Below are 23694 nucleotides of genomic sequence, written 5' to 3' on the forward strand. Positions count from 1 at the left end.
TTACCATGACGTCACATTGTTCCAGATCTGGTTGTTGGGCCAGCCGCCCGAGCCGTTGCCCGTGGGCCTGCCGTGGCAGATGGCGGTGCTGTAGTCGGCGGGGAGGCCGCCGTAACCCCACGGAGCCCGGCCGTAGCGCCAGTCGCGGGTATACCCCACATAGTCCACGTCGACCCTTCCGCCGGTGGCCTGCTTGCCGCGGTGCTTGAAGGCCAGGCAGTCGGTCTGCATGAGGCGCGGCAGGCCCGAGTTATGGGGCTGGTGGCACTTGGAGCAGGTGAAGGCGTGCTCGTCGTTGGCACCCCACCCCTTGACCGATTCGTGGATCCGGTCCACGGTCTTGAAGGCGGTATTCTTGTTGGTGCCGTCGGTCAGGGTCGGCTTGCCGTGGCAGTTGAGGCAGAGACCGGCAAACGTGGTGTCGTCCTCGTTTATCTTGGCATTGTTGAAGGTGCTGCGGTCGGTGCGCCACGGCAGCGATGCCTGGGAGAGCCTCATGCCGGTCTTGGTCGCTTCCGGAAGGTCCTCTTTGTAGGGGGACGTCATCCAGGTACCCTTCAGGAGCGGAACGGCGTAGGCCTGTTTGCTCCCCAGGACGGGGCTGACGCCGTGGGGGTCGTGGCAGGGGGTGCAGAGGCCGTTGACCTGGGCCGAGTAGGGAACGACCTTGTAGCCGTCGCCGGCGGCAACGGCGGCGCCGAAGCCCTCCACCGTGAGGGTGGTCCCGTCGTTCGCCGTTATTTTGCTGATCTGTCCGCTGTTGGCCCCCGAGGTCATCAGCACGTAGAGGTTCCGCCACTGATTGGCGGTCCAGGCCTTGCCGCTGTCCACGAGGGTCGTTGCGGAGCCGTCGGTGGCGGTCCCCTCCACCTTGGCCAGGGCAGCCAGGGAGCCGGTGGGGACCGAGGCCTTCAGGTGGCCGCCGGCAATGGTTTTCCTGCTGTCCATCCAGCCGTTGCCGTTGTTCTTGGCGATGAACGCCTTGGTCCCGTTGCCGAAGCGCGCCGTATCACGATACCCCATGACCGGCGAATTGACGCCGAAGGTGGAGTTGTACCCCCACGGGGTCTTGCCGGTGGGAACCACGGTGCCGGCGGCGGCGGAGTTGTGGCAGTCGAAGCACTGGCCGGCGCCGGCAGCGTAGGGGTTCACACCCGAGGCGTTGGACGATGCCTTGTAGTCGTAGGTGTAACCGCCGATGTTCTGCTTGGTCTCCTTCAGGTTGGCGCCGTTGTTGGTGCCATTGTACGTCACGTAGCTGGAGGTGACCCCCACCACCTTGGAGCCGTGGGAGTTGTGGCAGTCGAAGCACTGGACGCTGACGCTCCCGCCCCGGTCGGGAATGGTCCCGTCCAGGCCGGTGGCGGCATCGAAGCCCCCCTTGTTGACCCCGGCGTTGCCGTGGGCCGAGAAGGCCTTGGTGATGTTCTTCTTGGCCGCGTTGGCCGTGCCGGCATACTTGCCCCAGGTGGCGGTGCCGGCCTGGGAGTAGCGGGCCGCGATGCTCTGGCTGTCCCAGGCATACTGGCGCGGCGTCTTGCAGTCATCGAAGGGGACGCTGTCGTTGTTCTGGTCGCTGTGGCAGGAGATGCAGTGGTTCGAAACCTTCGAAACCTCTGCCCGCTCCTGGCCGGTCCCCATGTTGGTGGCCAGGAACCTGGCGGCGGTGGCCCTGCCGTCGGCGGTGGAGTACTCGCGGTAGACGGCAGGCCTGACTCCCTGGCCCCACACCACCAGATCGACCACATCGTTTTTCACCGACGTGTAGTTCTTGTAGTTGTAGCCGGTGTGGTACTGGACGTCGATGAGCCCCTCATCGGTGGCTTCCCAGTGGCACTGGTAGCAGTCGGTGTTCCTGATCTCGCCATTGGCCCGCTGCACGTGATGGGAGTTGGACTTCATCTGTCCGATGACATCCATCCGCTTGCCTACGGTCCCCAGGTGGCACTTGGTGCAGTCGCGGGGGAGTCCGAAGGCCGTGTGTTTCGGGATCGGCTTGCTGTTCTCGTGACAGGTATTGCAGCTCTGCTTGTTGGCGTGGCTGTCGGCGAAGCGGTGCTCGTGGCACCCGGTGCAGGGACGGCTCAGGTTGTGGCCGTCGCCGGAGTTGCTGGTGAAGTGCTTGCTGCTGGGCGAATGGCAGACGTTGCAGATGCCGTCGAAGGGGGCCGTCTTACGCGCATAGTTGGTGCCGCTCAGCTTGTCGGTAAAGGTGACATCCGCGCGGGTCACGGGCTCGCCGAACTTCCCGTCGGTGGTGGTGGCCACCTTCTTGTGAACCATGTAGATGTTGGCATCGCCATGGGGGTCGTGGCAGTCCCAGCAGAATTTCCCCCCCTTCCAGATCCCCATGAAGTTGCCGTTGGCGTCCTTTGTCCAGCCGCCCGAGTTGAGGAAGGCCCGATAGTGCTTGTAGCCGAAGTGCCCCGCCGAGGCCCGGGCCTGTTTCGGCTTGATGTAGCCGGTGCCCGGGTCGAAACCGAGATCATATTTTCTGGGGTTCTCCGGCGGCGGGAGGTGGCAGCTCGTGCACTGGCCGCCGGTGTCGTCGTCGTGGCACTGGAGGCAGACTCCCATCATCATGTACTGATTCTTGACGTCGGCCTTCTGCTCGGCGGTCCAGACCCCGGCATGGACGTTGTGCCCCTTGTGGGTCCCGTCGGGGAAGGTGCCGTCGTCCGAGTCGTGGCACCCCGCCGAAATGCAGGTTGCCGTGTCGGTGTGGGTCGGGTGCCTGGTTTCCGACGACCCGTCCCGCTTCTTGAACACGATGCCGCCACCCGTTGCCTGGGGTGCCAGGGAATCGGCCTGGCCCACGTGACAGGCGACGCACTCGGCGTCGGTCCGCTCCATGTGGCAGTAGACGCACTCCTTCTCGAAGCGCCGCTCGTACTGGTGGTGCATCCGGAGCCGGTAGGGATTGCCGGCGTCCTTGTGGAGGACGTTGTTGTCGTGGCAGTACCAGCAGGGGTTGCCGGGGAAGTTGGCCGCCGGGTTGTTGGAAACCGGATAGCGGCCGGCGGTGGAATACCGGCCGTGCCCCACGGTGGTCCATTCGGGGAGGCTGATGCGCGCCTGGGTGCCGTTGAAGGCGTTGTAGTCGTCCTGGTCCGCACCGGACGTGCCGTGGCAGCTGAGGCAGGTGACGGAGCTGTTCACGGAGGCGCCCCAGACCGGGTCGGTGCCGCTCGTATGGCACGCGGTGTTGGAGCAGGCCTTGGTGACCACGTTGTAGGAGCCGCCGTCCCTGAAGACCACGTCCTTGGACTTGTTCACGTGGTAGTCGGCGTTGATGTGGGCAACCTCCCCCATGCCGCCGGGGGGGATGCCGTCCACGTGGCAGGTGGTGCATGAGCCGTTGGCGACCGTGGCCGCGTGGCACTGGTCGCAGGTGAAATTGGTCTGGGCGTGGCGGCCGTGGGAGTTGGCCCGGGCCGTGCCGGCCCCCTGGCTCGGGAACATGGGCATGGACCCCATCCATTCGCTCCCCGAGGGCCAGCCGGTCTTCAGGACCCAGAGCTTGCCGTTGCCGTCGGTCCTCCCGTCGTGGCAGCCGGCATTGGCGCAGCTGCCAGTGGGATGGCCGTGGCACGAGTTGCATTCGGTCTTCGGCTCGGTCCAGGCGAAGGGGCGCACCTGCTCCGGGTCGGTGGTGCCGTCGCTGTGGCAGTAGACGTTGTCGCACACCTTCGTCGCCGGGTCGTAGCTTGCCTCGGGGCGCCCCACGATGTTCCACTGGACCGCCATCTTCACGTCCTTGGCCCCGTTGACGTGCATGGCGGTGCCAGTGATGTTCCCCGCCGCGTCAACAGTGTTGCTGTGACAGTACGAGCAGGGATATTTCCGGATCCACTGGGCCCCCACCAGGCGGTGGTGGCCACTGGAGGACATATCGAGAAACGGCGTGCAGAGCTGCTTGGCGGCGTCCCACGTCCCCCCGACTTCGGCGCAGTTGGCGGCGGTGGTGTCGGAGGAGCGCCCCTTGTGGCAGGAAAAGCACTTCATGGTGCCGCTGTCCCCCCACCGGGCCGCGGTGAGCGGCTCGCCTCCCGACGGATTGCTGTGACAGTAGAGATTTGTGCAGGTGCCGTCGCGGGTAGGGCTCTGGCTCGGCAGATAGTTGGGATAGGTGACGGTGCCGCTGTAGGTGCCGCCGCTGTTGGGCGCCTTGGTGAACCGGACGGCGAGGGAGCGCTTGCCGACGCTGGTGGCGTGGGCGAAGGGACGTGCCTCGGCGGTGTGGTCAATGTGGCACGTGGCACAGCTCTCCGTACCGGTCCCCAGGTAGTCGCCGTGCTTCTTGCCGGGACCTGATATGGCTGGATGGTTCCCGTCGGCGGGGGGAGCGCCGTGGCAGGCAGAGCAGCCGGCCGGGACGGCAAGGGGCGAAGAGCCCCAAACCGGGGTCTCGGCCTCGAAATGGCAGTTGACGTTTGCGCAGGATCCGGGCGAGGGTGTGGCGCTTTGAAGTGATGAGGTATGGTTGCGGAACGTTGTGGCAAGGAGGGAATTGTTTATGCGGCCGGAAATCCTGATGCTGCCGTTGCGGTGAGAAGCGGTGTACGAGGAGCTGCCGGGATGGCACAGGGAACAGCTGGCGGGCGCCGCCTGCGAATCCAGGTGAGTCCGGTGGTTCCCCTGGAAGCCGCCCGTGCTCATGTTTCGGTACGCACTGTCAACGGGCCGGTAATCCACCGGACTCCGGGAGCCGTGGCAGCTGTAGCATTCCATTGCCCCTTCTGCCGCGCAGGCCAGAGACAAGACAATAACCAACAAAAGAGTCAACGACACGCCAACTCTTCGCCCTGTGCCCTCGTCGATCACTCCAGCCCCCCTCTACACAATGGAAATCAGATGTAACGCCAAACAACCGAAAGTCACGATCAGATCAGGGATTGTCCCATCCCTGCACCGTCATCGACGCCATAGAAGCCTTGGCACACCCATGAATAACTTGGATATACCCTGCTACCTACTGGACAATTTATCGACACCGGCCTCTGCCAATTAACCGGCACCGACATGCTGGCTATTCTCAACTGCCTGTAATTAATATGCATCTTATCGAGACTTTGAATGTTTGAATGAGAACACTGCAATAGTCGGGCCTAATTCCGAACAGTTGTTACGGGTATTAGCAGGTGAACGCGCTAAAGCGAGAACTGACGCGGATTGGAGCCAGTAAGGGGAAAATCCTCCCCTGCACCGGGGGGATGGCCTTTCAAAGCGAAGGCCCGCACGTTTCGGCCATTTTACGGTTGGATTCGTTAATGATTCCAGCAACGATGCAGGGTTGGAATCTCCGCCTTGACATACAGCAGCGCTTCATTATACTCCCCTAAAACATTCCCATTGGAGGTAGCACAATGCATGACAGATCCATTGTGGCGAAACTGAAGAGCTCGGGACACAGGAGCATCGTCGTTGCTGCTGTCCTGGCCGGCTGCCTGGCTGCTGCCGGCTGCAAGCCCCAGCAGGAAAAGCCCGCCCAGGCACCGGCCGAGACGCCGGCCCAAGGTACAGTCCCCCAGACAACCATGGGCGGTCCCATGTCCGACCAGCAGAAAGCCGCCATGGGGGGCGCCATCTTCAAGAAACAGTGCGCCAGCTGCCACGGCAGCGAAGGAAGCGGCGCCGGCAGCCGAAGCGGCCCCTCCCTCCAGCGGGCCGAATTCAAATACGGCCGCACCCCCGAGGCGATCAAGGAAAGCATCACCAAGGGACGCCCCGGCGGCATGCCAGCCTTCTCAAGCCTCCAGGAGATCGAGGTGGAAACTCTTGTGGCCTATGTGATGAGTCTCAAGAAATAGAAGAATGGTGCAGAGATGAAAAAAGGGAGCTCCTTCACGGGGGCTCCCTTTTTTTATCGCACTGGCGGATGATTCCGGCCGCGCTCTACTTTTCCTGGTAGGTGATCGTGTAGCGGAAGCTCTTCGGATCGTAAAAGTCCACCGCCTTCCCCCCAACCTCGGCGTAGGGATAGCCGAAGGTGTTCAGGGGCGCTCCTGCCTGAGGCGGGTTGAGGATCACGTCGCGCCCCACGGCCAGCGCGATGCGGTAGGGGTCGATTCCTCCCCAGAAATACTCCCGATACTCCTTCGTTTTCGTGTCTTCCAGCTTCAGATTCTCCACGAGCATCGCCTTGCGGACATCGGCCGGGTCCACCGGAACCCACCCGTAACCGGGGAGGAAAAACTCGGCCCAGCAGTGCTGCCAGGTAGTGATATCCTCTTCGGCCTTCTTGCCGAGGCGGATGCCGAAGATTTCCCGGGCCGGCACGCCGGCAGCGCGGGAAAGGGCGATGAATACCGAGGAGATGTCGGTGCACTTCCCGCCCGGTTTCTCGAGCAGGACACAGACGTCACCCTTGCCGCACCCCTTGGTGTTGGGGTCCCGGTAGGTATGCTCGCAGGTCCAGTCGTAGATGGCCCGCGCCTTCTCCAGCACGGTCTTCTTCCCCGTGGTGATGGAGTCGGCCAGCTTCTTCACCTCGCCGTCGATGGGGCCGAGGCTCGTAGGGGCCAGATACTTGCGGTAGTCGGCAGGGTCCCAGGCCGCTTCCTTTTTGGGGAAGCTGCGGCGAATCACCTCCTGCCGCTCGGCGGCAACGGTGAAGGAGAGCTTACGGCTGGTGGCGTCGTTTCCCCACCGGGCATAGAGGATCGGCGTCCCGTTGGCCTTGTCGGTATAGACGCCGGACTCGGCGTAGTCCCCGGATACGCTGATGCCGGTGATGGACTGGTTAGCGTCGGTGACCGGATAGGGGAGCCAGAGTTTCACCTCTTTCCCCTGCTCCTGGGCCGACAGATCCACATTGACGGTGACGACCCCGGCACGGCTCGCCGCGCCGAAGGCGGTTGCGGCGCTGACGATGATAAGCGTTGCCGCAAATAACAGCTTCTTCATGAATTCTCCCCTGTTGGTGAAATATGGTTACTGGGCGCTGCCCCGCGCCCGCTGGAGGATCTCCAGAAACGCCTCGATCCGCACCTTCAGCTGCTCTGTGTCCGACTCGGAATAGTCGGTCTCGATCTGGAGGAAGGGGATGGCGGTCCGCTCCTGGAGGTACTTCTTGAGGCTGTAAGACTCGATGTTGTAGGTGTGGCACCCCTGCCAGGTGAGGTCGATGACCCCGTCGGCCTGGAACTCGCGGGCAAGGCGCTCCACCAGCTCGAAGCGCCCCTGGTTGGGGGACATGCACGAGCACGGGATGCGCAGGTAACGCTCGGCAATGGCCCGGAGGGGATCGCCGGCATCCTCGGTCACCGGCTCCACCTTCTTGTAGGCGCCGCAACTCTCGAAGCAGACCACGCTCCCGCCGCACTCCTCCACGAGCCGCACCACCTTGTCGGAACCGATTCCCACCGGCACACCGGTCAGGAGGACACGGGGGGTCTCTTCCGTAAAGGGAGACATTCCCGCGCCGGCCATCTCCCAGAGCTCCGCCGTGAGCCGGTCCACAAGGGCAATGGCCTCTTGCTTGTCCACGGAAAAGCCCCGGTTGTGGAGTACCGTCAACAGGTCAAGGCCGCTGATGGGTGTCGGCTTCACTCGGCAGATATCCTGAAGGGCCTGGAGCGAGCGCCGCTCGTCGTTACAGAGGCGGATAGCATCCCGGAGCCGCTCCGTAGTCAACTCCCCGCCGAACTCCTGCTCCAACCGCGCCGCGAGGCGCTTCAGCTCCCCGAGCCAGTAGTCGAGGGCGGCCCCGTCCTGCACCTGGGGGAGTTGCATCAGGTGCAGCGGTTTGAACTCGCTCAGGAGCTCATACATCTTCTTCTTGCCGTCGCAGGTGGTCTCGGCAATGAGGAGGTCGGCGAAGTGGAAATAGGGGCAGGTGTCGGTTGCAGCGAAGCCGTAACTCGATTTGATGAGGGGGCAGAGGTTACGGGGAAGGACCTTCTCCGCAGCAGGGATCGGGTTCGGGCTCGTGCCGCAGAGGGAAACCGGAATCGCCCCGGCCGCAACGACCAGTTCCGCCGGCGAATAGAGACAGTAGGTCCCCACCACCCGCGCCCCCGCCTCCTTCGCATCCTTGAGGGCGAGAGCGTTCCGCTCCCGCAACGTGGCAATCTCGCTAAATGTTTCCGCTTTCGTCATTTCCATGGTCTCTTTCTCTATCGTTATGTTCAGGAATCCCGGCCTATGAGCGCCGCACCCAGGGCCCCCACCAGCTGCGGCTCATGGGGAACGTGGAGCGAGACCCCAAGCCGCTGCGCGATGGCCTGGCAGATGGCGCGATTGCGGGCCGTGCCCCCCGTGAAGGTCACCACACCCGTGAGGGGGAGACGGCCGGCCAGGCCCTGTACCCGCCGGGCGATGGAGTCGAGGATGCCGGCAGCAATGGCCCCCTTGGGAACCCCCTGGGCCAGAAGGCCGATGATCTCCGACTCGGCAAAGACCGTGCACATGCTCGACAGGGGGGCCGGCGCGGCGGAGGCAGCCAACTCACCCAGCCCGTCGAGGGTCACGTCGAGGATCCCGGCCATGACCTGCAGGAAGCGGCCGGTGCCGGCGGCGCACTTGTCGTTCATGATGAAATCGGACACCCCCCCGGCGGCATCCAGGGCGATCACCTTGCTGTCCTGTCCCCCGATGTCGATGACGGTGCGCGTCGCGCCGTTCAGGTGGTGGGCGCCCCGGGCGTGACAGGTAATCTCCGTCACTTTCCGGTCGAAGATCGGAAGCGAAATCCGCCCGTAACCGGTGCCGATGACCCGCTCCAGGCGCCCTTCGCTCACCCTGCCGGCAGCGAGCGCCTGGCGCAGGGCACTGAGCCCCGCCTCCCGCGGCTCCCATCCGGTCGGCACCACCGCGGTCCCCCGCACCTCGCCGTCAAAGATAACGGCCTTGGTGGCCGTTGAACCGATATCGATACCCGCAGCAATCATGTTTTACGTCCATTAATAAAAAATCCGGGGCAACGGAAGCACCCCGGTGTGTCATTCTGTCCATCACTCCAGCCCGGTGGATTTAGAGTCTGACCACCGACCCTGTCCCCATGAGGCTCTCGGCGATGGTGAACATGTTGGTGACCGTGCCGGCCACAAGCTTCTCCTTGCGGTGGAAGAAGTCGAGACAGACACCGCAGGAGAGGACCTCCACCCCGCGGTTGCCCAGCTGCTCCAGGGCCTGCAGCACATCGGAACCTTCCGTCGTGAGAAGGACCCCGGTATTGACGAAGAGCATCCGGTCCGGAATCTCCTTAAGGTCCAGGAGGGTTATGATGAAGTTCTTCATGAGGAGCCGCCCCAGTTCCTCGGGGCCATCGCCGAGTCGGTCGGAGGCCACGAGCATGACTGTCTTCCCCCCCTCCCCTGCCACGGTCCGCACCGGCTCAGCCACGGCGCTGCCCGACGCGGTGATGGTGAGGGCAAAACCCCCGTCCGTCTCGGCCTCGCTCACGGCAAAACCCCGGTTTTCGGCAAAGCGGGTCACGTTCTCCCGTGGGGCTCCTTGGTCCACGAGCACCTGCACCGTCTCGCCCCCCGCCTCCTCCAGCGCCCGCTTGGTGGTCACCACCGGCGCGGGACAGGCCATATTTCTGCAGTCGATGACCTTCACGACACCCTCCTCTATCCATAGCTATTTAAGGTATTCTTATACCACTTTTCGGATTATTGAGCATTTGACAGAGTAAGGTCAAATTGATATTTTTGATGAATCAAATTACGCCTATCGTTTATTTCAATAACAAGAGATTCCCATGAACCTCAAACAACTGGAAGTATTTCTCGCCGTGGCCGAAAGCGGCAGCTTCTCCCGGGGAGCCGAGGCCACCTTCATCACCCAGTCAACGGTGAGCCAGCACATCGCGGCCCTGGAAAACGAGCTGGGGGTTAAGCTCCTGGACCGCACGGGCCGGGGAGCGCTCCTGACCGAGGGGGGAAAGCTCCTGCTGGAGCATGCCCGGCGGGTGGTGGCTGGCGCCCGCGAGATCGAGCCGGCCATGCGGCGCTTCCGGGGGCTGGAGGAGGCGGAGCTTCGTATCGGGGGGAGCAACATTCCCGGCGACTACATGGTCCCCGAAGCGCTGCCCCTCTTCCTGGCGCGCCATCCCGGCGTTCGGCTGACGCTTCTCCAGGGAGACAGCCGGGAAATTCTGGACAAGGTGGCGCGAGAAGAGGTGGAGATTGGCATTGTCGGGAGCCGCTTCGACGACGAGGGGATCTCCTTCTCCCCCTTGGGGCGTGACGAGATCAGGCTCATCGCCGGGAGCACCCACCCCCTGGCCGGCACTGGAGCTATCAGCCTCGACGCCTTGGCAAGCCAGGAATTCATCATGCGCGAACCGGGTTCCGGCACGGCCCGGACCGTCGCGCAAGCCCTGACCAGCGCCGGCGTCGCACCGGCCACCCTCACCGTGCGGGCGAGTCTTGGCAGCAACGAGGCGGTCAAGCACGCCGTGGCCAGCGGGTTGGGACTGTCGTTTCTGTCGGAAATTTCGGTGAGAAAAGAACTGGCCCGCGGCGACCTTGTGGAGATTGCGGTCGACGGACTGAAGGTTTCCCGCACGTTTTACCTTGTGCAGCGGGACGGACGGGAGCTCTCCCCGGCGGCCTGCGCCTTCGCCGACCTGATGATGGAGCAGTACCGGTAGGGGGCAGCCATGGAAAAGATCCTCATCATAGACGACGAAGCATTCATCCGCGAGAACGTGGAGCGGGTCCTGGGAGACGAGGGATACCAGGTTCTCCCGGCCGCAGGCGGGAAGGAAGCGCTGGAAATAGTCTCGGAGGAGGATGTGGACCTGGTCCTCCTGGACCTGAACCTGGGGACCGAGGACGGCATAGAGGTGCTCAAGTCCCTCAAGAAGATCGACCCGGAACTTCTCGTCATCATCATCACCGGCTTCGGGTCAGTGGAGAGCGCCGTGGACGCCCTGAAGCTGGGGGCCTTCCACTACATGAAGAAGCCCTTCAAGGCCGACGCCCTGCGGGTCATCGTGAAGCTGGCACTCCAGACTCAGACCCTCAAGCGCGAGGTCCGCAACCTCCGCAAGGGGGATCTGGAGCTCTTCGAGAAGGTGCCGCTGGTGGGGGCCGGCTCGGGGCTCAAGGAGATCATCCGGCAGGTGAAGGAGATCGTGAAGTACCCGGTCTCCACGGTGCTTCTCACCGGCGAATCGGGGACCGGCAAGGAGCTGGTGGCCCGCATTATCCATCACCTGTCGGAGCGCCGCGAGGCCCCCTTCATCGAGATCAACTGCGCCTCCATGCCGGTGAATCTCCTGGAAAGCGAGCTCTTCGGCCATGAGAAAGGGGCCTTCACCGACGCCAGACAACGCAAGCCCGGCCTCTTCGAGGAAGCCAACAAGGGGACCATCTTCCTGGACGAGATCGGCGAGATGGACTTCACCATCCAGGCAAAACTGCTGCGGGTGCTGGAGGACCGGAAGATCCGCCGGGTGGGCGGCACCCGGAACATCGAGATCGACGTGCGGGTGGTGGCCGCCACCAACCGGAATCTGCGCGATGCAATCAGCGACGGAGCCTTCCGCGAAGACCTCTACTACCGCCTCAACGTCCTGCCGATCCACCTGCCGGCCCTGCGGGAGCGGCGCGAGGACATCCCGGTCCTGGCCAAATTCTACCTGGACCGCTTCAGCCGCGCCTTCTCCAGAAGCTTCCAGGAAATCTCTCCCGAGGCCCTGCGGATGCTGGAAGCCTACCAGTGGCCCGGCAACATCCGCGAACTGAAGAACGTCATCGAGCGGACCTGCATCATGCACGACGGCCCTGCGCTCCTCCCCGAACACCTCCCCCGCGAGATCAACCCCCTCGACATGGCCGAGAAGGCCAAGTCAGCGGCGGTCATGGCCGATCTCCCCCTGGGACTGGAGGCCGCCACCGACCGCTACGAGAAGGAACTCATCCAGGCGGCCCTTGACATGACCGACAACAACGTCCTCCAGGCGGCCCAGATCCTCATGATCCCCCGGGGCACGCTGCGCTACAAAATGGCGCGGCACGGCCTGTAATCCCCCCCTCAGCCTCCGGGTCTGTACGACCCTCTTGGTACTTCTCTTGCAGACCCCTCCAACGCACTCAATTATCTAATATTATTCAGGACATTCCGCGACAACGCCCCATGCGAAAAATCACCGTCAATGTCATAGCCCTGAACATACTCTTCGTGGTCGGAGCAACCATAATATCCACGCTCCTCTTCCTGGCGGCAATCCGTGGCGAATCGGAGCGGCTGGCGCAGGTGGAGCAGGAACAGGGGATTCAGACCTTCTGGCGGCTGCTCAGGGCCAAGGGAACGGATTTCAGGATCGCCGACGGGAAACTGATGGCGGGAGATTACGTCCTGAACGGCAATGTCGAGCTGCCTGACACGATCCAGTCCATCTTCGGCGGCACCGCGACGGTCTTCATGGGGGACATCCGGGTTTCCACCACCATCCGCAAGGAAGACGGGACCCGGGCGGTCGGTACAAAACTGAACGAAACTGCGTACAACGCAATCTTCAGACACAACACTCCGTACCGCGGCGAGGCCATGATTCTCGGCATCCCGTATTTCACCGCCTACGACCCCATCAGGAACAGCCGGGGCGAAATCATCGGCGTTCTCTATGTGGGTGCCAGGAAAAACGAATTCTATTCGCGGTACGAGCACTACAAGACAAACGTCATCTCCGGCGCAGCGATCATTTCTACGATTTTCTCCGTGCTGGCCGTTGTCATGCTGAGAGACAGGAAGCGCCATCTGGAGGCGCTCCAGGAGAACGAAACCAAGTATCGGACCCTCTTCGAGAGTTCCGCCGAGGGAATTCTCCTTCTCGACGACATAATTTTTGACTGCAACGAACAGGTGTGTCGACTGTTTGGCAGCAGCCGCAGTGAAATCATCGGGAGATCACCCCTTCACTTCTCGCCAGATCTCCAGCCCGACGGCACACCGTCCGCCGACAGGGCCTGCAAGCTGATCGACACTGCCCTTGCCGGCGAAGCCCATTTCTTTCCCTGGCAGCACCTGCGGCAGGACGGCACCACGGTAAACACCGAAGTCTCCCTGAAGTCACTGACCATCCAGGGTCGTGCGGTGCTCCAGGCGGTGGTGCGGGACGTCACGGAACGGAAGCAGACCGAGGAATCTCTGCGCCTGATCCGCCTGCAGCAGCAGGCCATGCTCGACAACATTCCCGATCTGGTCTGGCTCAAGGATGCCGAAAGCAGATTTATCGCCGCCAACGGGGCATTTGCCCAGGCATGCGGCTTCCTCCCCGCCGACCTTCCCGGAAAAACGGACCTGGACGTATGGCCAACTGACCTTGCCACGCTCTATCGAGAAGACGACGCCCGAGTCATGAAGGCAGGAAAACAGATCCGCACCGAGGAACCGCTCGTTGACGCCCATGGGAACAGAAAATGGATCGAAACCATAAAAATGCCCATCTTCGATGAATCGGGGACGGTCATCGGCACCACCGGCATTGCCAGGGACATTTCGGAACGGCGGGAGGTCGAACTGAGACTGCGGGAGAACGAGGCCCGCCTCGCAAAGGCCCAGCAGATTGCCCACGTGGGGAACTGGGACTGGGATATTCTCGACAACACGGTTCTCTGGTCCAAGGAGATCTACCGCATTTTCCGTATCTCCCCAGACCAATTCGGCATGACGTACGAAGCATTCCTGAACGCAGTCCATCCCGACGACCGGCAACCCGTGGATGATGCCATCACTGCTGCCCTGAAGAATCAGGCGCCCTACGACATAACGCATCGCGTCGTCTGTCCTGACGGGGAGATCAGGCATGTGCAGGAGCAGGGAGAAGTGGAGTTCAATACGGAAGGAGTTCCGGTGCGGATGCAGGGGGTCGTCAAGGATATCACGGTGAGCACCCTCGCCGTGAAAGCACTGCAGGAGAGCGAGGCCCGTTTCAGGGAACTCTTCGAACAGAACGAGGACGCCATCATCCTGCTGGCGCGGAAAACCCTGGACATCATCGATGCCAACAGAGCCATGGAAGCACTGATCGGTCGTGACCGGGAATCACTCAACTGGCTCGGCCCCTGTTCGTTCATCGCTCCCAACGACTACACCTCGTTCATCGAGGCCATACCCCCCTCCGGGGATACGACCCCCTTCCACCTGGACCGCATCGGCGCTGTCCGATCCGACGGAACCCACCTCATCACCTCGATCTGGGGCAAGATCATCAGGCTGCGGGACACGGAGGTGGTCTACTGCTCCATCCGCGACATAACCCAGAGGATACGCATGGAAGAGGAGGCACAGATCACCCAGTCCCGCCTCATCCACACCAACAAGATGACGTCACTCGGCGTCCTCGTCTCCGGCATCGCCCACGAGATAAACAACCCCAACACCTTCATCCAGGGGAACGCGGCACTCATCGAGAATGTCTGGTCGGACACCGTGCCGATCCTTGACGGCCATCGCGCCGAGAATGGCGATTTTATCCTGGGGGGGCTGCCGATCGGTGAGGTGGAGCGGATCGTTCCCCGCCTTCTCCACGGAGTCAAGGAGGGATCGCGCCGCATCAGCGCCATTGTCAACAACCTCAGGGACTTTGCCCGGGAAGACACCGCCAAGACCTTCATGCCGATCAGCGTCAACCGGATCGTGGAGGATGCGAAACTCATCCTCAGCTACCAGATTCACCGCTACACCGACCATTTCCGCGTGGAGCTGGCAGAGAACCTCCCGTTTGGCCAGGGGAAATCCCAGCAGATCGAACAGGTGATCATCAACCTGATCATGAATGCCCTGCAGGCGTTGCCAGGCAAAGAGGCGGGCGTCACCGTCTCCACGGACGCCGATCTCGCCGCATCCGTCATCACCATCACCGTCCGCGACGAAGGGGAAGGGATGTCGCGGGAGGTGATGGAGCGCCTCACGGAACCCTTCTTCTCCACCAAACTGGAACGGGGAGGCACCGGCCTCGGGCTCTCCATCTCCGCCGCCATCATCAGGGAGCACAACGGCACGCTGAAATTCGAATCGACTCCCGGCACGGGGAGCACTGCCACGGTGACCCTGCCGATCGCCTATCACGTGGGAGAGCGAAGCAATGACTGACAAACATACCTTCCCCATCCTGCTGGTGGACGATGAGGAGGAGATCCTCTTCACAACCAGCATCGCCCTGCGCAGTGCCGGCTTTTCCCGGGTGCTGACGGAAAGCGACAGCCGCAGGGTCATGGAAATTCTTTCCCGGCAGGAGGTGGCCCTCGTCCTCCTGGACCTCTACATGCCCCATCTTCCAGGGTACGAGCTCCTGAAAAAGATCACCGCGAACCATCCGCAGATTCCGGTCATCGTGCTGACGGCGGCAAACGAAGTGGAAATGGCCGTGGAGTGCATGAAGGCGGGGGCGTTCGACTATTTCGTCAAGCCGGTGGAGCAGCCACGGCTTCTGGCAACGGTCAGGAGGGCGCTGGAGATGCACTGTCTCCGCTCCCAGGTGAGTTCCCTGAGCAGCCGCCTCCTCTCCGGCGGACTCGATAACGAAGGGGTGTTTGCCCCGATCATCACCCGCAGCCAGAAGATGCGGGCCATCTTTCAGTATCTGGAGGCGGTAGCCGGCAGCGACCAGCCGCTCCTGGTCACCGGCGAGACAGGGGTGGGCAAGGAGCTTGTGGCCCGCACCGTTCACGACATAAGCGGACGCACCGGCCCCTTCGTGGCGGTCAACATCGCCGGGCTCGACGACATGGTCTTCTCCGACACCCTCTTCGGCCACCGCAAGGGGGCCTTCACCGGCGCCGACCAGCCGCGGGAGGGACTCATCGCCAAGGCGGCCAAAGGCACCCTCTTTCTCGATGAAATCGGCGACCTGCAGCCGTCATCCCAGGTAAAGCTGCTCAGGCTCCTTCAGGAGCAGGAGTATTACCCTCTCGGGGCCGACACACCGTCCCGGGCCACCGCGCGGATCGTGGTCGCCACGAACCGGGACCTGAAAGCAATGATGGCGGAAGGGAGTTTCCGGAAAGATCTCTACTACCGTCTGAGCGCCCATCAGGTTCTGATCCCTCCCCTGCGGGACCGGCGCGAGGATATCCCGCTCCTGGTGGAGCACTTTTTCGAAGAAGCGGCAACCGCTCTCTCCCGGCAGAAGCCTACCATCCCTGCGGAGTTGGCCGGATACCTCGGCATCTACGCGTTCCCGGGCAACATCCGGGAGCTGCGGGCCATGGTCTTCGATGCCATGGCGCGCCACGACAAGGGGGTGCTCTCCCTGGCCAGCTTCCGGGAAGTGATCGGCCCCCCTCGCTCCCCGGCGGAAACGTCTCCCCTTCCCTTCCTCGGAGGCCTGGGCGAAGAGTCGGGACACGCCGGCCGCATGCCGACCCTGAAGGAAGCGGAGGACGCCCTTATCACCCATGCCCTGCGGATGGCCAACGGCAACCAGGGGATAGCTTCAGCCCATCTGGGGATAACCCGCCAGGCCCTCAACAAGCGTTTGAGCCGGAAACATGAAGGTAGGGGCGAGGCATGACTCGCCCAATCCGGGGCGGGGGAACCCCGCCCCTACATCAGGGTTTGAATGGTTAGCTACCCCCGTAAAATCCCCTGCGACATTTTTTGCACCGTCAACTAACGGCGCACATACTCCGCAAGCCCACGCCAGCCGCCCATCTTCCCTTCGCCGTCTCGCCAGCTGCAACTTTCGTCGCACCCCCCGCATTCAACGCCATCGGCAACACACTGTAATTGCTGAATATTTTCTGTATACACTCTGGCATTCCGTCTGCAATAAGCCTCTGCGTAACCGGCACCTTTTCAGCCGGCCATCGATGCAATGGAGGCCCCCATGCCAGAGAACGCACCAGAGAAGCAGACGATAAAGCTGACCGGCGACTGGTCCATGACCGGCGTCACACAGCAGCTCTTACCCCTGACGGAACATCTGGCGGCACTCTCCCGCGCTCTTCCGCAGGAGTCGGACACCGTGGAGGCTCAGCCGGTCATCGACCTTGCAGACGTTGCCCTGTTCGATGCCTGCGGTTGTCAGCTCCTGACGATAGTTATTCGCCATCTGAGACTGCTTGGTTTCACTCCGGTCCTGACCAATATCCCTGACGAATTCCGCGGCAGCATCGAGCTACTCGGTTTCGGCCACGAGTTCGAGACGATGCGGGACGTCAGCAAGGGACACGCATGACCGTCTCTCCTCACCAGAACACCACCATCGATCTGGGGCGTTTCAACGGCGTCTTCATCGAGGAGTGCAGCGAGCACCTGGCCGAAATGGAACAAATTCTTGTGGCCCTGGACCCGGAGAATCCGGACGGCGAGGAGCTGAACGCCCTGTTCCGCGCCGCCCACTCCATCAAGGGGGGGGCCGGTTTGTTCGGTTTCACGGACCTTACCGTGGTGACCCACGAGCTTGAATCGCTGCTGGACAGGGTGCGCGGCAACGAAATCCGTCTCGCCGCGTCAATGATAGACCTCTTCCTGGAGGCCCGCGATGCCATCGCCATGCAGTTGGCAGGACACCGGGACGGCACCCCCGTGGACCAGGCGGTCATCGAGAAAGTCTGCCGCCGGCTGCAGGACCAGATTGAAGGAAGCGCCCCCCCTGCCGGAAATCCCCCCGAGTGCCACGTTCCAGGTCCCGAGAACACGCCCGCCTTCCGCCGGCTGGAGATCCTTTTCAGCCCCGACAACGACATCTTTCAGCGGGGCGTGCGGCTCGAGAACCTCTTCAACGAGCTGGCGCTCCTGGGTGAACTCTCAGTGAAGGCCGAGCTTCCCGATGCGCCGCCTTTTGAAATGTTTGATCCCGAGGTCTGTCACGCCCGTTGGATCTTCACCCTCGACACCGCCGCCGGCGAGGAGGAGATCCGGGAGATCTTCGAGTTCGTGGCCGAGCGGGAACAGCTGACGATCAGCACGAAAGAAGGGCACGAAACCGCGCCGGCACCCATGACGGACGATGCGCCGTACAGCGCAAGCGCACCGGCAGACTCAGCCATCGTCCCCCTGGGCCGTCGCGCCTATGACCGCGACGAAACGGTGCCGGGGGCCTTCGGGCGCCGGGGTCCCGAGGCGGCAGAGTCTTCCATCAGGGTGGGGGTCACCAAGGTGGACCAGCTCATCAACCAGGTGGGCGAACTGGTCATCACCCAGTCCATGCTTGCCCAGATGGCCGGGGTACTCGACCCGGTCCTCTTCGAGAACATCCACCGGGGGCTCCTGCAGCTGGAGCGCAACACCCGCGACCTCCAGCAGAGCGTCATGTCGATCCGGCTGGTGCCCATCAGCATCGTCTTCAGCCGCTTCCCGCGCCTGGTGCGCGACCTGGCGGCCAAGCTCGGCAAGCAGGTGGAGTTGCGGACCCTGGGAGAAGCCACCGAACTGGACAAGGGGCTCATCGAGAAGATCGCCGACCCCCTCACCCACCTGGTGCGCAACTGCCTCGACCACGGGCTGGAATCTCCCGAGGCGCGCATGGCCGCAGGCAAAGATCCCATCGGCACCATCACACTGCGGGCCTCCCAGGCGGGGGGCAGGATCGTCATCGACGTCATGGACGACGGCGCCGGGCTCAGCCGGGAGAAGATCCTCCGCAAGGCCGCCGAACGGGGCATCCCGGCCAGCGCGGCCATGGCCGACGAGGAAGTTTGGCAGCTGATCTTCGCCCCCGGTTTCTCCACCGCCGAGACCGTCACCGACATCTCCGGTCGCGGCGTCGGCATGGACGTGGTGCTGCGGAACGTGCAGGCCCTCAGCGGCAGGGTGAATATCTCGTCGGAGCCGGGCGCGGGGACCCGGGTAACCATCAGCCTCCCCCTCACCCTGGCGATCCTCGACGGCCTCTCCGTGGCAGTTGGCGGAGAAAAGTTCATCATCCCCCTGAACGCCATCATCGAATCCCTCCAGCCAAAGCCAGAGGAAATCAAGTCCGTGAACGGCAGGAGCGTGGTCCATGTCCGGGGCGAGTACCTTCCCCTGTTGCCGCTCCACGCGCTCTTCAATCTGGAGACGACAGTCACGAGGGCCGACGAGGGGATCGTCGTGCTGGTGGACGTGGAGGGAGAGAAGGCGGCACTTCTGGTGGATGCCCTTCTGGACGAGCACCAGGTGGTCATCAAGAGCCTGGAGGCCAACTACCGCAAGGTGGAGGGGACCTCGGGCGCCACGATCCTCGGGGACGGGCGGGTGGCTCTGATTCTGGACGTCCACGCAGTGATGCGAATGAACAGGCCAGGCGGTTCGACGACACCAATTGTGTAGGGGCGGGGTTTCCCCGCCCAAAAGGGCACCGAAACGGTGCCCCTACGGAAACATCAACAGGAGACATCTGCCATGGAAATGCACCACGTTCCACCCGCACATGGAATATCAACCACTCCCCATGAGTACCTCACCTTCACCCTCGGGGCAGAGGAGTACGGCATCGACATCCTCAAGGTACAGGAGATCCGGGGCTACGACGCCGTGACCCGCATCGCCAACGCGCCGGAATTCCTCAAGGGAGTCATCAACCTGCGGGGGGTGATCGTGCCCATCGTGGACATGCGGATCAGGTTCCGCCTCGGCACACCCCACTACGACGAGTTCACCGTGGTCATCATCATGAACGTGCTGAACCGGGTCATCGGCATGGTGGTGGACGGCGTCTCCGACGTGGTGGCCCTGGAGTCGGAACAGATCAGGCCGGCCCCGGAACTGGGCTCCGCCCTGGATACCCGCTACCTGACCGGCCTCGGCACCGTGAACGGCCAGATGCTCATCCTCATGGACATAGAAAAACTCCTGAGCAGCGACGAGATGCAGCTCATGGAGAGCGCGGCGTAGGGGCGGGGTTTTCCCGCCCAGGGCGCGGCAACCGCGCCCCTACGACAGGTACACATAATCAATCCTCGAATGAAAGGTGAAAACCCATGAAAGTCAAAGGCTTCAAAGACTGGAAGATCCTCTCCAAGATACTCACCATCTCGGTGGTGACCATCACGCTCATCGTCTCGGGCATCATGTTCTACGTGCTCCCCCTGGTGGAAAAGAAGCTCATGGCAGAAAAGAAGGAAACCGTGGGGAGCACCGTCGATACCGTCGCCACCCTGATCGATGGGTACCTGGCGAGGGTAAAGAGCGGGGAACTGACCGAAGCCGAGGCCAAGAAGCGGGCCATCGACAACATTCGCCAACTCCGGTACCAGGGGAATGAATATTTCTGGATAAACACCCTCGATCCGGTCATGGTGATGCACCCCATCAAGCCGGAAATGGAAGGGAAAAAACTCGACGACCTCAAGGACCCCACAGGCAAGCCGTTCTTTGTGGAAATGGCGAAGGTCGCCAGAGACCAGGGCGAAGGGGATGTTGAGTACCAGTGGCCGAAACCGGGAGCTACGGCGCCGAGCCCCAAGATCTCCCGTGTCCAGTTGGTCAAGGAGTGGGGATGGGTCATCGGCAGCGGCATCTATGTGGATGACGTGCAGAAACAAATGATTGCCATGAAGATTCAGATCATCACGGCCACGCTGGTCTGCGCCCTGCTGATCTTCGCCTTCGCCTACTTCGTGGCGCGCCGGATCAGGATGGCCCTGGGTGAGGCCATCACCGCCTCCGAGCATATCGCCGCCGGAGACCTGACCTGCGCCATCGAAGTCGCCAGCGAGGACGAGACCGGCCAGTTGCTCCGGTCGCTGCGGGAGATGAACGACAGCCTCTCCCACATCGTGGCCGAAGTCCGCACCGGCGCCGACTCCATCGCCAGCGCCACCGAGCAGATCTCCGCCGGCAACGCCGACCTCTCTCAGCGGACCGAGGAGCAGGCCTCGGCCCTGGAGGAGACCGCATCCAGCATGGAGGAACTCACCTCCACCGTGAAGCAGAATGCCGACAACGCCCAGCAGGCCAACAAGCTGGCCATGACCGCCAGCGAAGTGGCGGAGCGGGGCGGCGACGTCATCGGCCGGGTGGTGGACACCATGGGGGCCATCACCCAGAGCTCCCGCAAGATTTCCGACATCATCGGGGTCATCGACGGCATCGCCTTCCAGACCAACATCCTCGCCCTCAACGCGGCGGTGGAGGCGGCCCGGGCCGGCGAGCAGGGACGCGGCTTCGCCGTGGTGGCCGGCGAGGTGCGCAACCTTGCCCAGCGGAGCGCAGCCGCGGCCAAGGAGATCAAGAGCCTCATCGAGGACTCGGTGACCAAGGTAGAGGATGGCAGCCGCCTGGTGGAAGAGGCCGGCGACACCACCCGGGAGATCGTCACCAGCATCAAGCGGGTGGCCGACATCATGGCCGAGATCTCCGCCGCCTCCATCGAGCAGTCCAGCGGCATCGAGCAGGTGAACACCGCCATCACCCAGATGGACGACGTGACCCAGCAGAACGCCGCCCTGGTGGAGGAAGCCGCCGCGGCCGCCGAGGCCCTGGAGGACCAGGCCCGCACCATGGTCTCCACCGTGAGCCGTTTCAAGCTGGCCGACGGCGGCCGCGCCGACGCCCCCGCGCCGAAGAAGGAGCGGAAGCCCGCGGCCAAGGTTGCCCCCATTGCCAGGAACACCCCGGCCACAAAGCCCGCCACCAAGGTGAAGGCCGCCAACGGCTACCACAAGCCGGCCCCCCCGGAGCACCACGAAGCCGAGCTTCCCAAGGCCGTGGGGTATGACGATGACTGGAAGGAATTCTAGGGCTTCATTGGCACAATACGACAGGACATAATTCTCCCTCCCCCCTTGCGGGGGAGGGCTGGGGTGGGGGGGAAGTTGACCTATTCTCCGCAGTTCCGACTTCACCCACCCCCTGGCCCCCTCCCGTCAAGGGAGGGGGAAAAACATAAGAGATCCAAAAGAAGAACCGGCAATAGCTGAAATGAGCCCCCCATGCCCGACCACGCCACAGCCCAGCAGACAGGAACTGACGCTGATTCCCCCACCGTGGAAACCCGCGAGTTCCGCTTCACCGACGGCGACTTCGCCCGGGTGCGGGAGCTCATCTACCGCACCGCGGGGATCGCCCTGAGCCCGGTCAAGCGGGACCTGGTCTACGGCCGCCTGGCCCGCCGCCTGCGGGTCAGGGGGCTCTCCTCCTTCGCCGACTACCTCCGCATCCTGGAAAGCGGCGACCGGCAGGAGCAGGTGGAATTCGTCAACGCCCTCACCACGAACCTCACATCCTTCTTCCGGGAGCCCCACCACTTCCCGATCCTGGCGGATCACCTGAAGGGGCTCGGCGGCCGGCGCCCCCTCTCCATCTGGTGCTGCGCCGCCTCCACCGGCGAAGAGCCCTACTCCATCGCCATGACCGTGGTGGAGCAGTTCAACACCTTCACCCCGCCGGTGCGGATTTTGGCGACGGACATCGACACCAGCGTCCTTGACCGGGCCCGGCAGGGGGTCTACCGCCTCGACCGGACCGACCGGCTCCCCCGGGAGCAGCTGCGGCGCTTCTTCCTCAGGGGCGACGGTAACAACGCCGGCCTGGCCCGGGTGAGGCCCGAGCTGCGGAAGCTCATCACCTTCCGGCAGCTGAACCTCCTGGACCCGGAGTGGCCCATGCGGGAGCGGTTCGACGCCATCTTCTGCCGCAACGTGATGATCTACTTCGATGGCGCCACGCGGCAGGCGGTGCTGCAGCGGCTGCACGGCGTGCTGGCGGCCGGCGGATTGCTGTACGCCGGTCATGCGGAGAGCTTCGTGCAGGCACGCCAGTGGTTCCGGCTGCGCGGCAAGACGATCTACGCGAAGGCCTGAGGATGTCGTCGCCCGCGAACGCACCCGCACCCGCGCCGCCGCCCGGCTCGCGGCTCGCGCAGCTGCGGGCCGCGCCGCGCACACCGGGCGAGGCCTCGTTCTTCTACTGGGACGCGAACTTCGGCCGCGACGCCGTGCGCGTGCTGCCCGGCGAGTTCTTCGTCTCGCAGCACGACATGCTGATCGTGACCACGCTCGGCTCGTGCATCGCCGCGTGCCTGTGGGACCGCGAGCGCCGCATCGGCGGCATGAACCACTTCATGCTGCCCGATGGCGACGGCGGCCGCTACGGCTCGTACGCGATGGAAATGCTGATCAACAGTCTGCTCAAGCGCGGTGCGACGCGCGCCACCCTCGAGGCCAAGGTGTTCGGCGGCGGCGCGGTGATCGCCGAGATGGCCAGCCTCAACGTCGGCGAGCGCAACACGCGGTTCGTGTTCGACTACCTGAGCGCCGAGCGCATCCCGCTGGTCAGCAAGGACGTGCTCGACCGTTGCGTGCGCAAGGTCTGCCTGCTGGCAGCCAGCGGCAAGGCGCTGGTCAAGCGGCTGACGCCGGCCAACCCCGCCGCGCTCGCCGCACAGGAGCGCGAAGCCGCCGAGAGGGCCGCGCCGCACGCCCGCCGCGGCGGCACGGTCGATCTGTTCTGACGGCCGAAGCCACAGGCATGGACAGCAGAGCCCCGATCCGCGTGGTGGTGGTCGACGACTCGGCGCTGGTGCGCAAGCTGCTGGCCGAGATCATCGATCGGCAGCACGACATGCAGTGCGTCGGCACGGCGTCCGATCCGCTGGCCGCGCGCGAACTGATCCGCGCCGCCAACCCCGACGTGATCACGCTCGACGTCGAGATGCCGCGCATGGATGGCATCGACTTCCTGGCGCGTCTGATGCGGCTGCGTCCGACTCCGGTGGTGATGGTCAGCACCCAGACCGAGCGCGGCGCCGAAGTGACGCTGCGCGCGCTGGAACTCGGGGCGGTCGACTTCGTGGCCAAGCCGCGCATCGGC

The 23694-nt window shown here is 63.5% G+C and carries 17 protein-coding genes; 12 read left to right on the top strand and 5 right to left on the bottom strand.

All coding sequences use genetic code 11. The features are described 5' to 3' along the window. Entirely contained in the window at positions 1-4731 is a 4731-nt protein-coding gene (locus RCH91_RS10245) for a CxxxxCH/CxxCH domain-containing protein (RefSeq protein WP_306534765.1), read from the bottom strand. A gap of 635 nt (positions 4732-5366) precedes the next feature. Here RCH91_RS10245 and RCH91_RS10250 point away from each other — a divergent pair. Further along, positions 5367-5810: a c-type cytochrome gene (locus RCH91_RS10250; protein WP_306534767.1), complete on the top strand. Its 444-nt coding sequence runs from the start codon at positions 5367-5369 to the stop codon at positions 5808-5810. 85 nt (positions 5811-5895) lie between these two features. On the opposite strand, the gene RCH91_RS10255 is transcribed toward RCH91_RS10250, so the two are convergent. From RCH91_RS10255 to yedF, 4 genes are all read right to left on the bottom strand, one after another. Then, a complete protein-coding gene (locus tag RCH91_RS10255) occupies positions 5896-6906 on the bottom strand; it encodes a transglutaminase family protein (protein ID WP_306534769.1) in 1011 nt (336 codons plus the stop codon). A 27-nt stretch (positions 6907-6933) separates the two neighbouring features. After that, entirely contained in the window at positions 6934-8100 is a 1167-nt protein-coding gene (locus tag RCH91_RS10260) for a double-cubane-cluster-containing anaerobic reductase (RefSeq protein ID WP_373694381.1), read from the bottom strand. Between the two features lie 29 nt (positions 8101-8129). After that, positions 8130-8891: an acyl-CoA dehydratase activase gene (locus RCH91_RS10265; protein ID WP_306534773.1), complete on the bottom strand. Its 762-nt coding sequence runs from the start codon at positions 8889-8891 to the stop codon at positions 8130-8132. An 82-nt stretch (positions 8892-8973) separates the two neighbouring features. Continuing rightward, positions 8974-9564, bottom strand: a complete 591-nt coding sequence (yedF, locus tag RCH91_RS10270; RefSeq protein ID WP_306534775.1) for a sulfurtransferase-like selenium metabolism protein YedF — start codon at positions 9562-9564, stop codon at positions 8974-8976. A gap of 142 nt (positions 9565-9706) precedes the next feature. Here yedF and RCH91_RS10275 point away from each other — a divergent pair, with 142 nt between their 5' ends. The 11 genes from RCH91_RS10275 to RCH91_RS10325 form a co-directional block, all read left to right on the top strand. Then, complete coding sequence (locus tag RCH91_RS10275) at positions 9707-10600, top strand: selenium metabolism-associated LysR family transcriptional regulator (protein WP_306534777.1); 894 nt, start codon at positions 9707-9709, stop codon at positions 10598-10600. Positions 10601-10609: 9 nt separating this feature from the next. After that, complete coding sequence (locus RCH91_RS10280) at positions 10610-11980, top strand: sigma-54 dependent transcriptional regulator (protein ID WP_306534779.1); 1371 nt, start codon at positions 10610-10612, stop codon at positions 11978-11980. A 110-nt stretch (positions 11981-12090) separates the two neighbouring features. Then, positions 12091-15051: a PAS domain S-box protein gene (locus tag RCH91_RS10285; protein WP_306534781.1), complete on the top strand. Its 2961-nt coding sequence runs from the start codon at positions 12091-12093 to the stop codon at positions 15049-15051. Continuing rightward, entirely contained in the window at positions 15044-16471 is a 1428-nt protein-coding gene (locus RCH91_RS10290; protein ID WP_306534783.1) for a sigma-54 dependent transcriptional regulator, read from the top strand. Before RCH91_RS10285 ends, RCH91_RS10290 begins: the two co-directional genes overlap by 8 nt. 315 nt (positions 16472-16786) lie before the next feature. Further along, positions 16787-17137, top strand: coding sequence for a lipid asymmetry maintenance protein MlaB (locus tag RCH91_RS10295; protein ID WP_306534785.1), 351 nt, complete (start codon positions 16787-16789; stop codon positions 17135-17137). Continuing rightward, positions 17134-19212, top strand: a complete 2079-nt coding sequence (locus tag RCH91_RS10300; RefSeq protein WP_306534787.1) for a chemotaxis protein CheW — start codon at positions 17134-17136, stop codon at positions 19210-19212. The genes RCH91_RS10295 and RCH91_RS10300 overlap by 4 nt, the downstream gene beginning before the upstream one ends. Positions 19213-19284: 72 nt before the next feature. Next, positions 19285-19776, top strand: coding sequence for a chemotaxis protein CheW (locus tag RCH91_RS10305; RefSeq protein ID WP_306534789.1), 492 nt, complete (start codon positions 19285-19287; stop codon positions 19774-19776). Between the two features lie 86 nt (positions 19777-19862). Next, positions 19863-21623: a methyl-accepting chemotaxis protein gene (locus RCH91_RS10310; protein ID WP_306534791.1), complete on the top strand. Its 1761-nt coding sequence runs from the start codon at positions 19863-19865 to the stop codon at positions 21621-21623. Between the two features lie 192 nt (positions 21624-21815). Next, positions 21816-22685 (top strand): CheR family methyltransferase, encoded by an 870-nt coding sequence (locus RCH91_RS10315; RefSeq protein WP_306534793.1) that lies wholly within the window; start codon positions 21816-21818, stop codon positions 22683-22685. Between the two features lie 2 nt (positions 22686-22687). Continuing rightward, positions 22688-23335, top strand: a complete 648-nt coding sequence (gene cheD / locus RCH91_RS10320; protein ID WP_306534795.1) for a chemoreceptor glutamine deamidase CheD — start codon at positions 22688-22690, stop codon at positions 23333-23335. A 17-nt stretch (positions 23336-23352) separates the two neighbouring features. Beyond that, on the top strand, positions 23353-23694 hold a 342-nt coding region (locus RCH91_RS10325), incomplete at its 3' end, for a response regulator (RefSeq protein WP_306534797.1).

Source organism: Geobacter sp., assembly GCF_030834625.1.
Lineage (GTDB): Bacteria > Desulfobacterota > Desulfuromonadia > Geobacterales > Geobacteraceae > Geobacter.

Excerpts from the sequence above, each read along its gene's own strand:
- RCH91_RS10280 (WP_306534779.1), top strand. The coding sequence starts at position 10,610 with ATGGAAAAGATCCTCATCATAGACGACGAAGCATTCATCCGCGAGAAC.
- RCH91_RS10255 (WP_306534769.1), bottom strand. The coding sequence starts at position 6,906 with ATGAAGAAGCTGTTATTTGCGGCAACGCTTATCATCGTCAGCGCCGCA.
- RCH91_RS10250 (WP_306534767.1), top strand. The coding sequence starts at position 5,367 with ATGCATGACAGATCCATTGTGGCGAAACTGAAGAGCTCGGGACACAGG.
- RCH91_RS10310 (WP_306534791.1), top strand. The coding sequence starts at position 19,863 with ATGAAAGTCAAAGGCTTCAAAGACTGGAAGATCCTCTCCAAGATACTC.
- RCH91_RS10245 (WP_306534765.1), bottom strand. The coding sequence starts at position 4,731 with ATGGAATGCTACAGCTGCCACGGCTCCCGGAGTCCGGTGGATTACCGG.
- RCH91_RS10305 (WP_306534789.1), top strand. The coding sequence starts at position 19,285 with ATGGAAATGCACCACGTTCCACCCGCACATGGAATATCAACCACTCCC.
- RCH91_RS10275 (WP_306534777.1), top strand. The coding sequence starts at position 9,707 with ATGAACCTCAAACAACTGGAAGTATTTCTCGCCGTGGCCGAAAGCGGC.
- RCH91_RS10300 (WP_306534787.1), top strand. The coding sequence starts at position 17,134 with ATGACCGTCTCTCCTCACCAGAACACCACCATCGATCTGGGGCGTTTC.
- RCH91_RS10285 (WP_306534781.1), top strand. The coding sequence starts at position 12,091 with ATGCGAAAAATCACCGTCAATGTCATAGCCCTGAACATACTCTTCGTG.
- cheD (WP_306534795.1), top strand. The coding sequence starts at position 22,688 with ATGTCGTCGCCCGCGAACGCACCCGCACCCGCGCCGCCGCCCGGCTCG.
- RCH91_RS10265 (WP_306534773.1), bottom strand. The coding sequence starts at position 8,891 with ATGATTGCTGCGGGTATCGATATCGGTTCAACGGCCACCAAGGCCGTT.
- RCH91_RS10290 (WP_306534783.1), top strand. The coding sequence starts at position 15,044 with ATGACTGACAAACATACCTTCCCCATCCTGCTGGTGGACGATGAGGAG.
- RCH91_RS10295 (WP_306534785.1), top strand. The coding sequence starts at position 16,787 with ATGCCAGAGAACGCACCAGAGAAGCAGACGATAAAGCTGACCGGCGAC.
- RCH91_RS10315 (WP_306534793.1), top strand. The coding sequence starts at position 21,816 with ATGCCCGACCACGCCACAGCCCAGCAGACAGGAACTGACGCTGATTCC.
- RCH91_RS10260 (WP_373694381.1), bottom strand. The coding sequence starts at position 8,100 with ATGACGAAAGCGGAAACATTTAGCGAGATTGCCACGTTGCGGGAGCGG.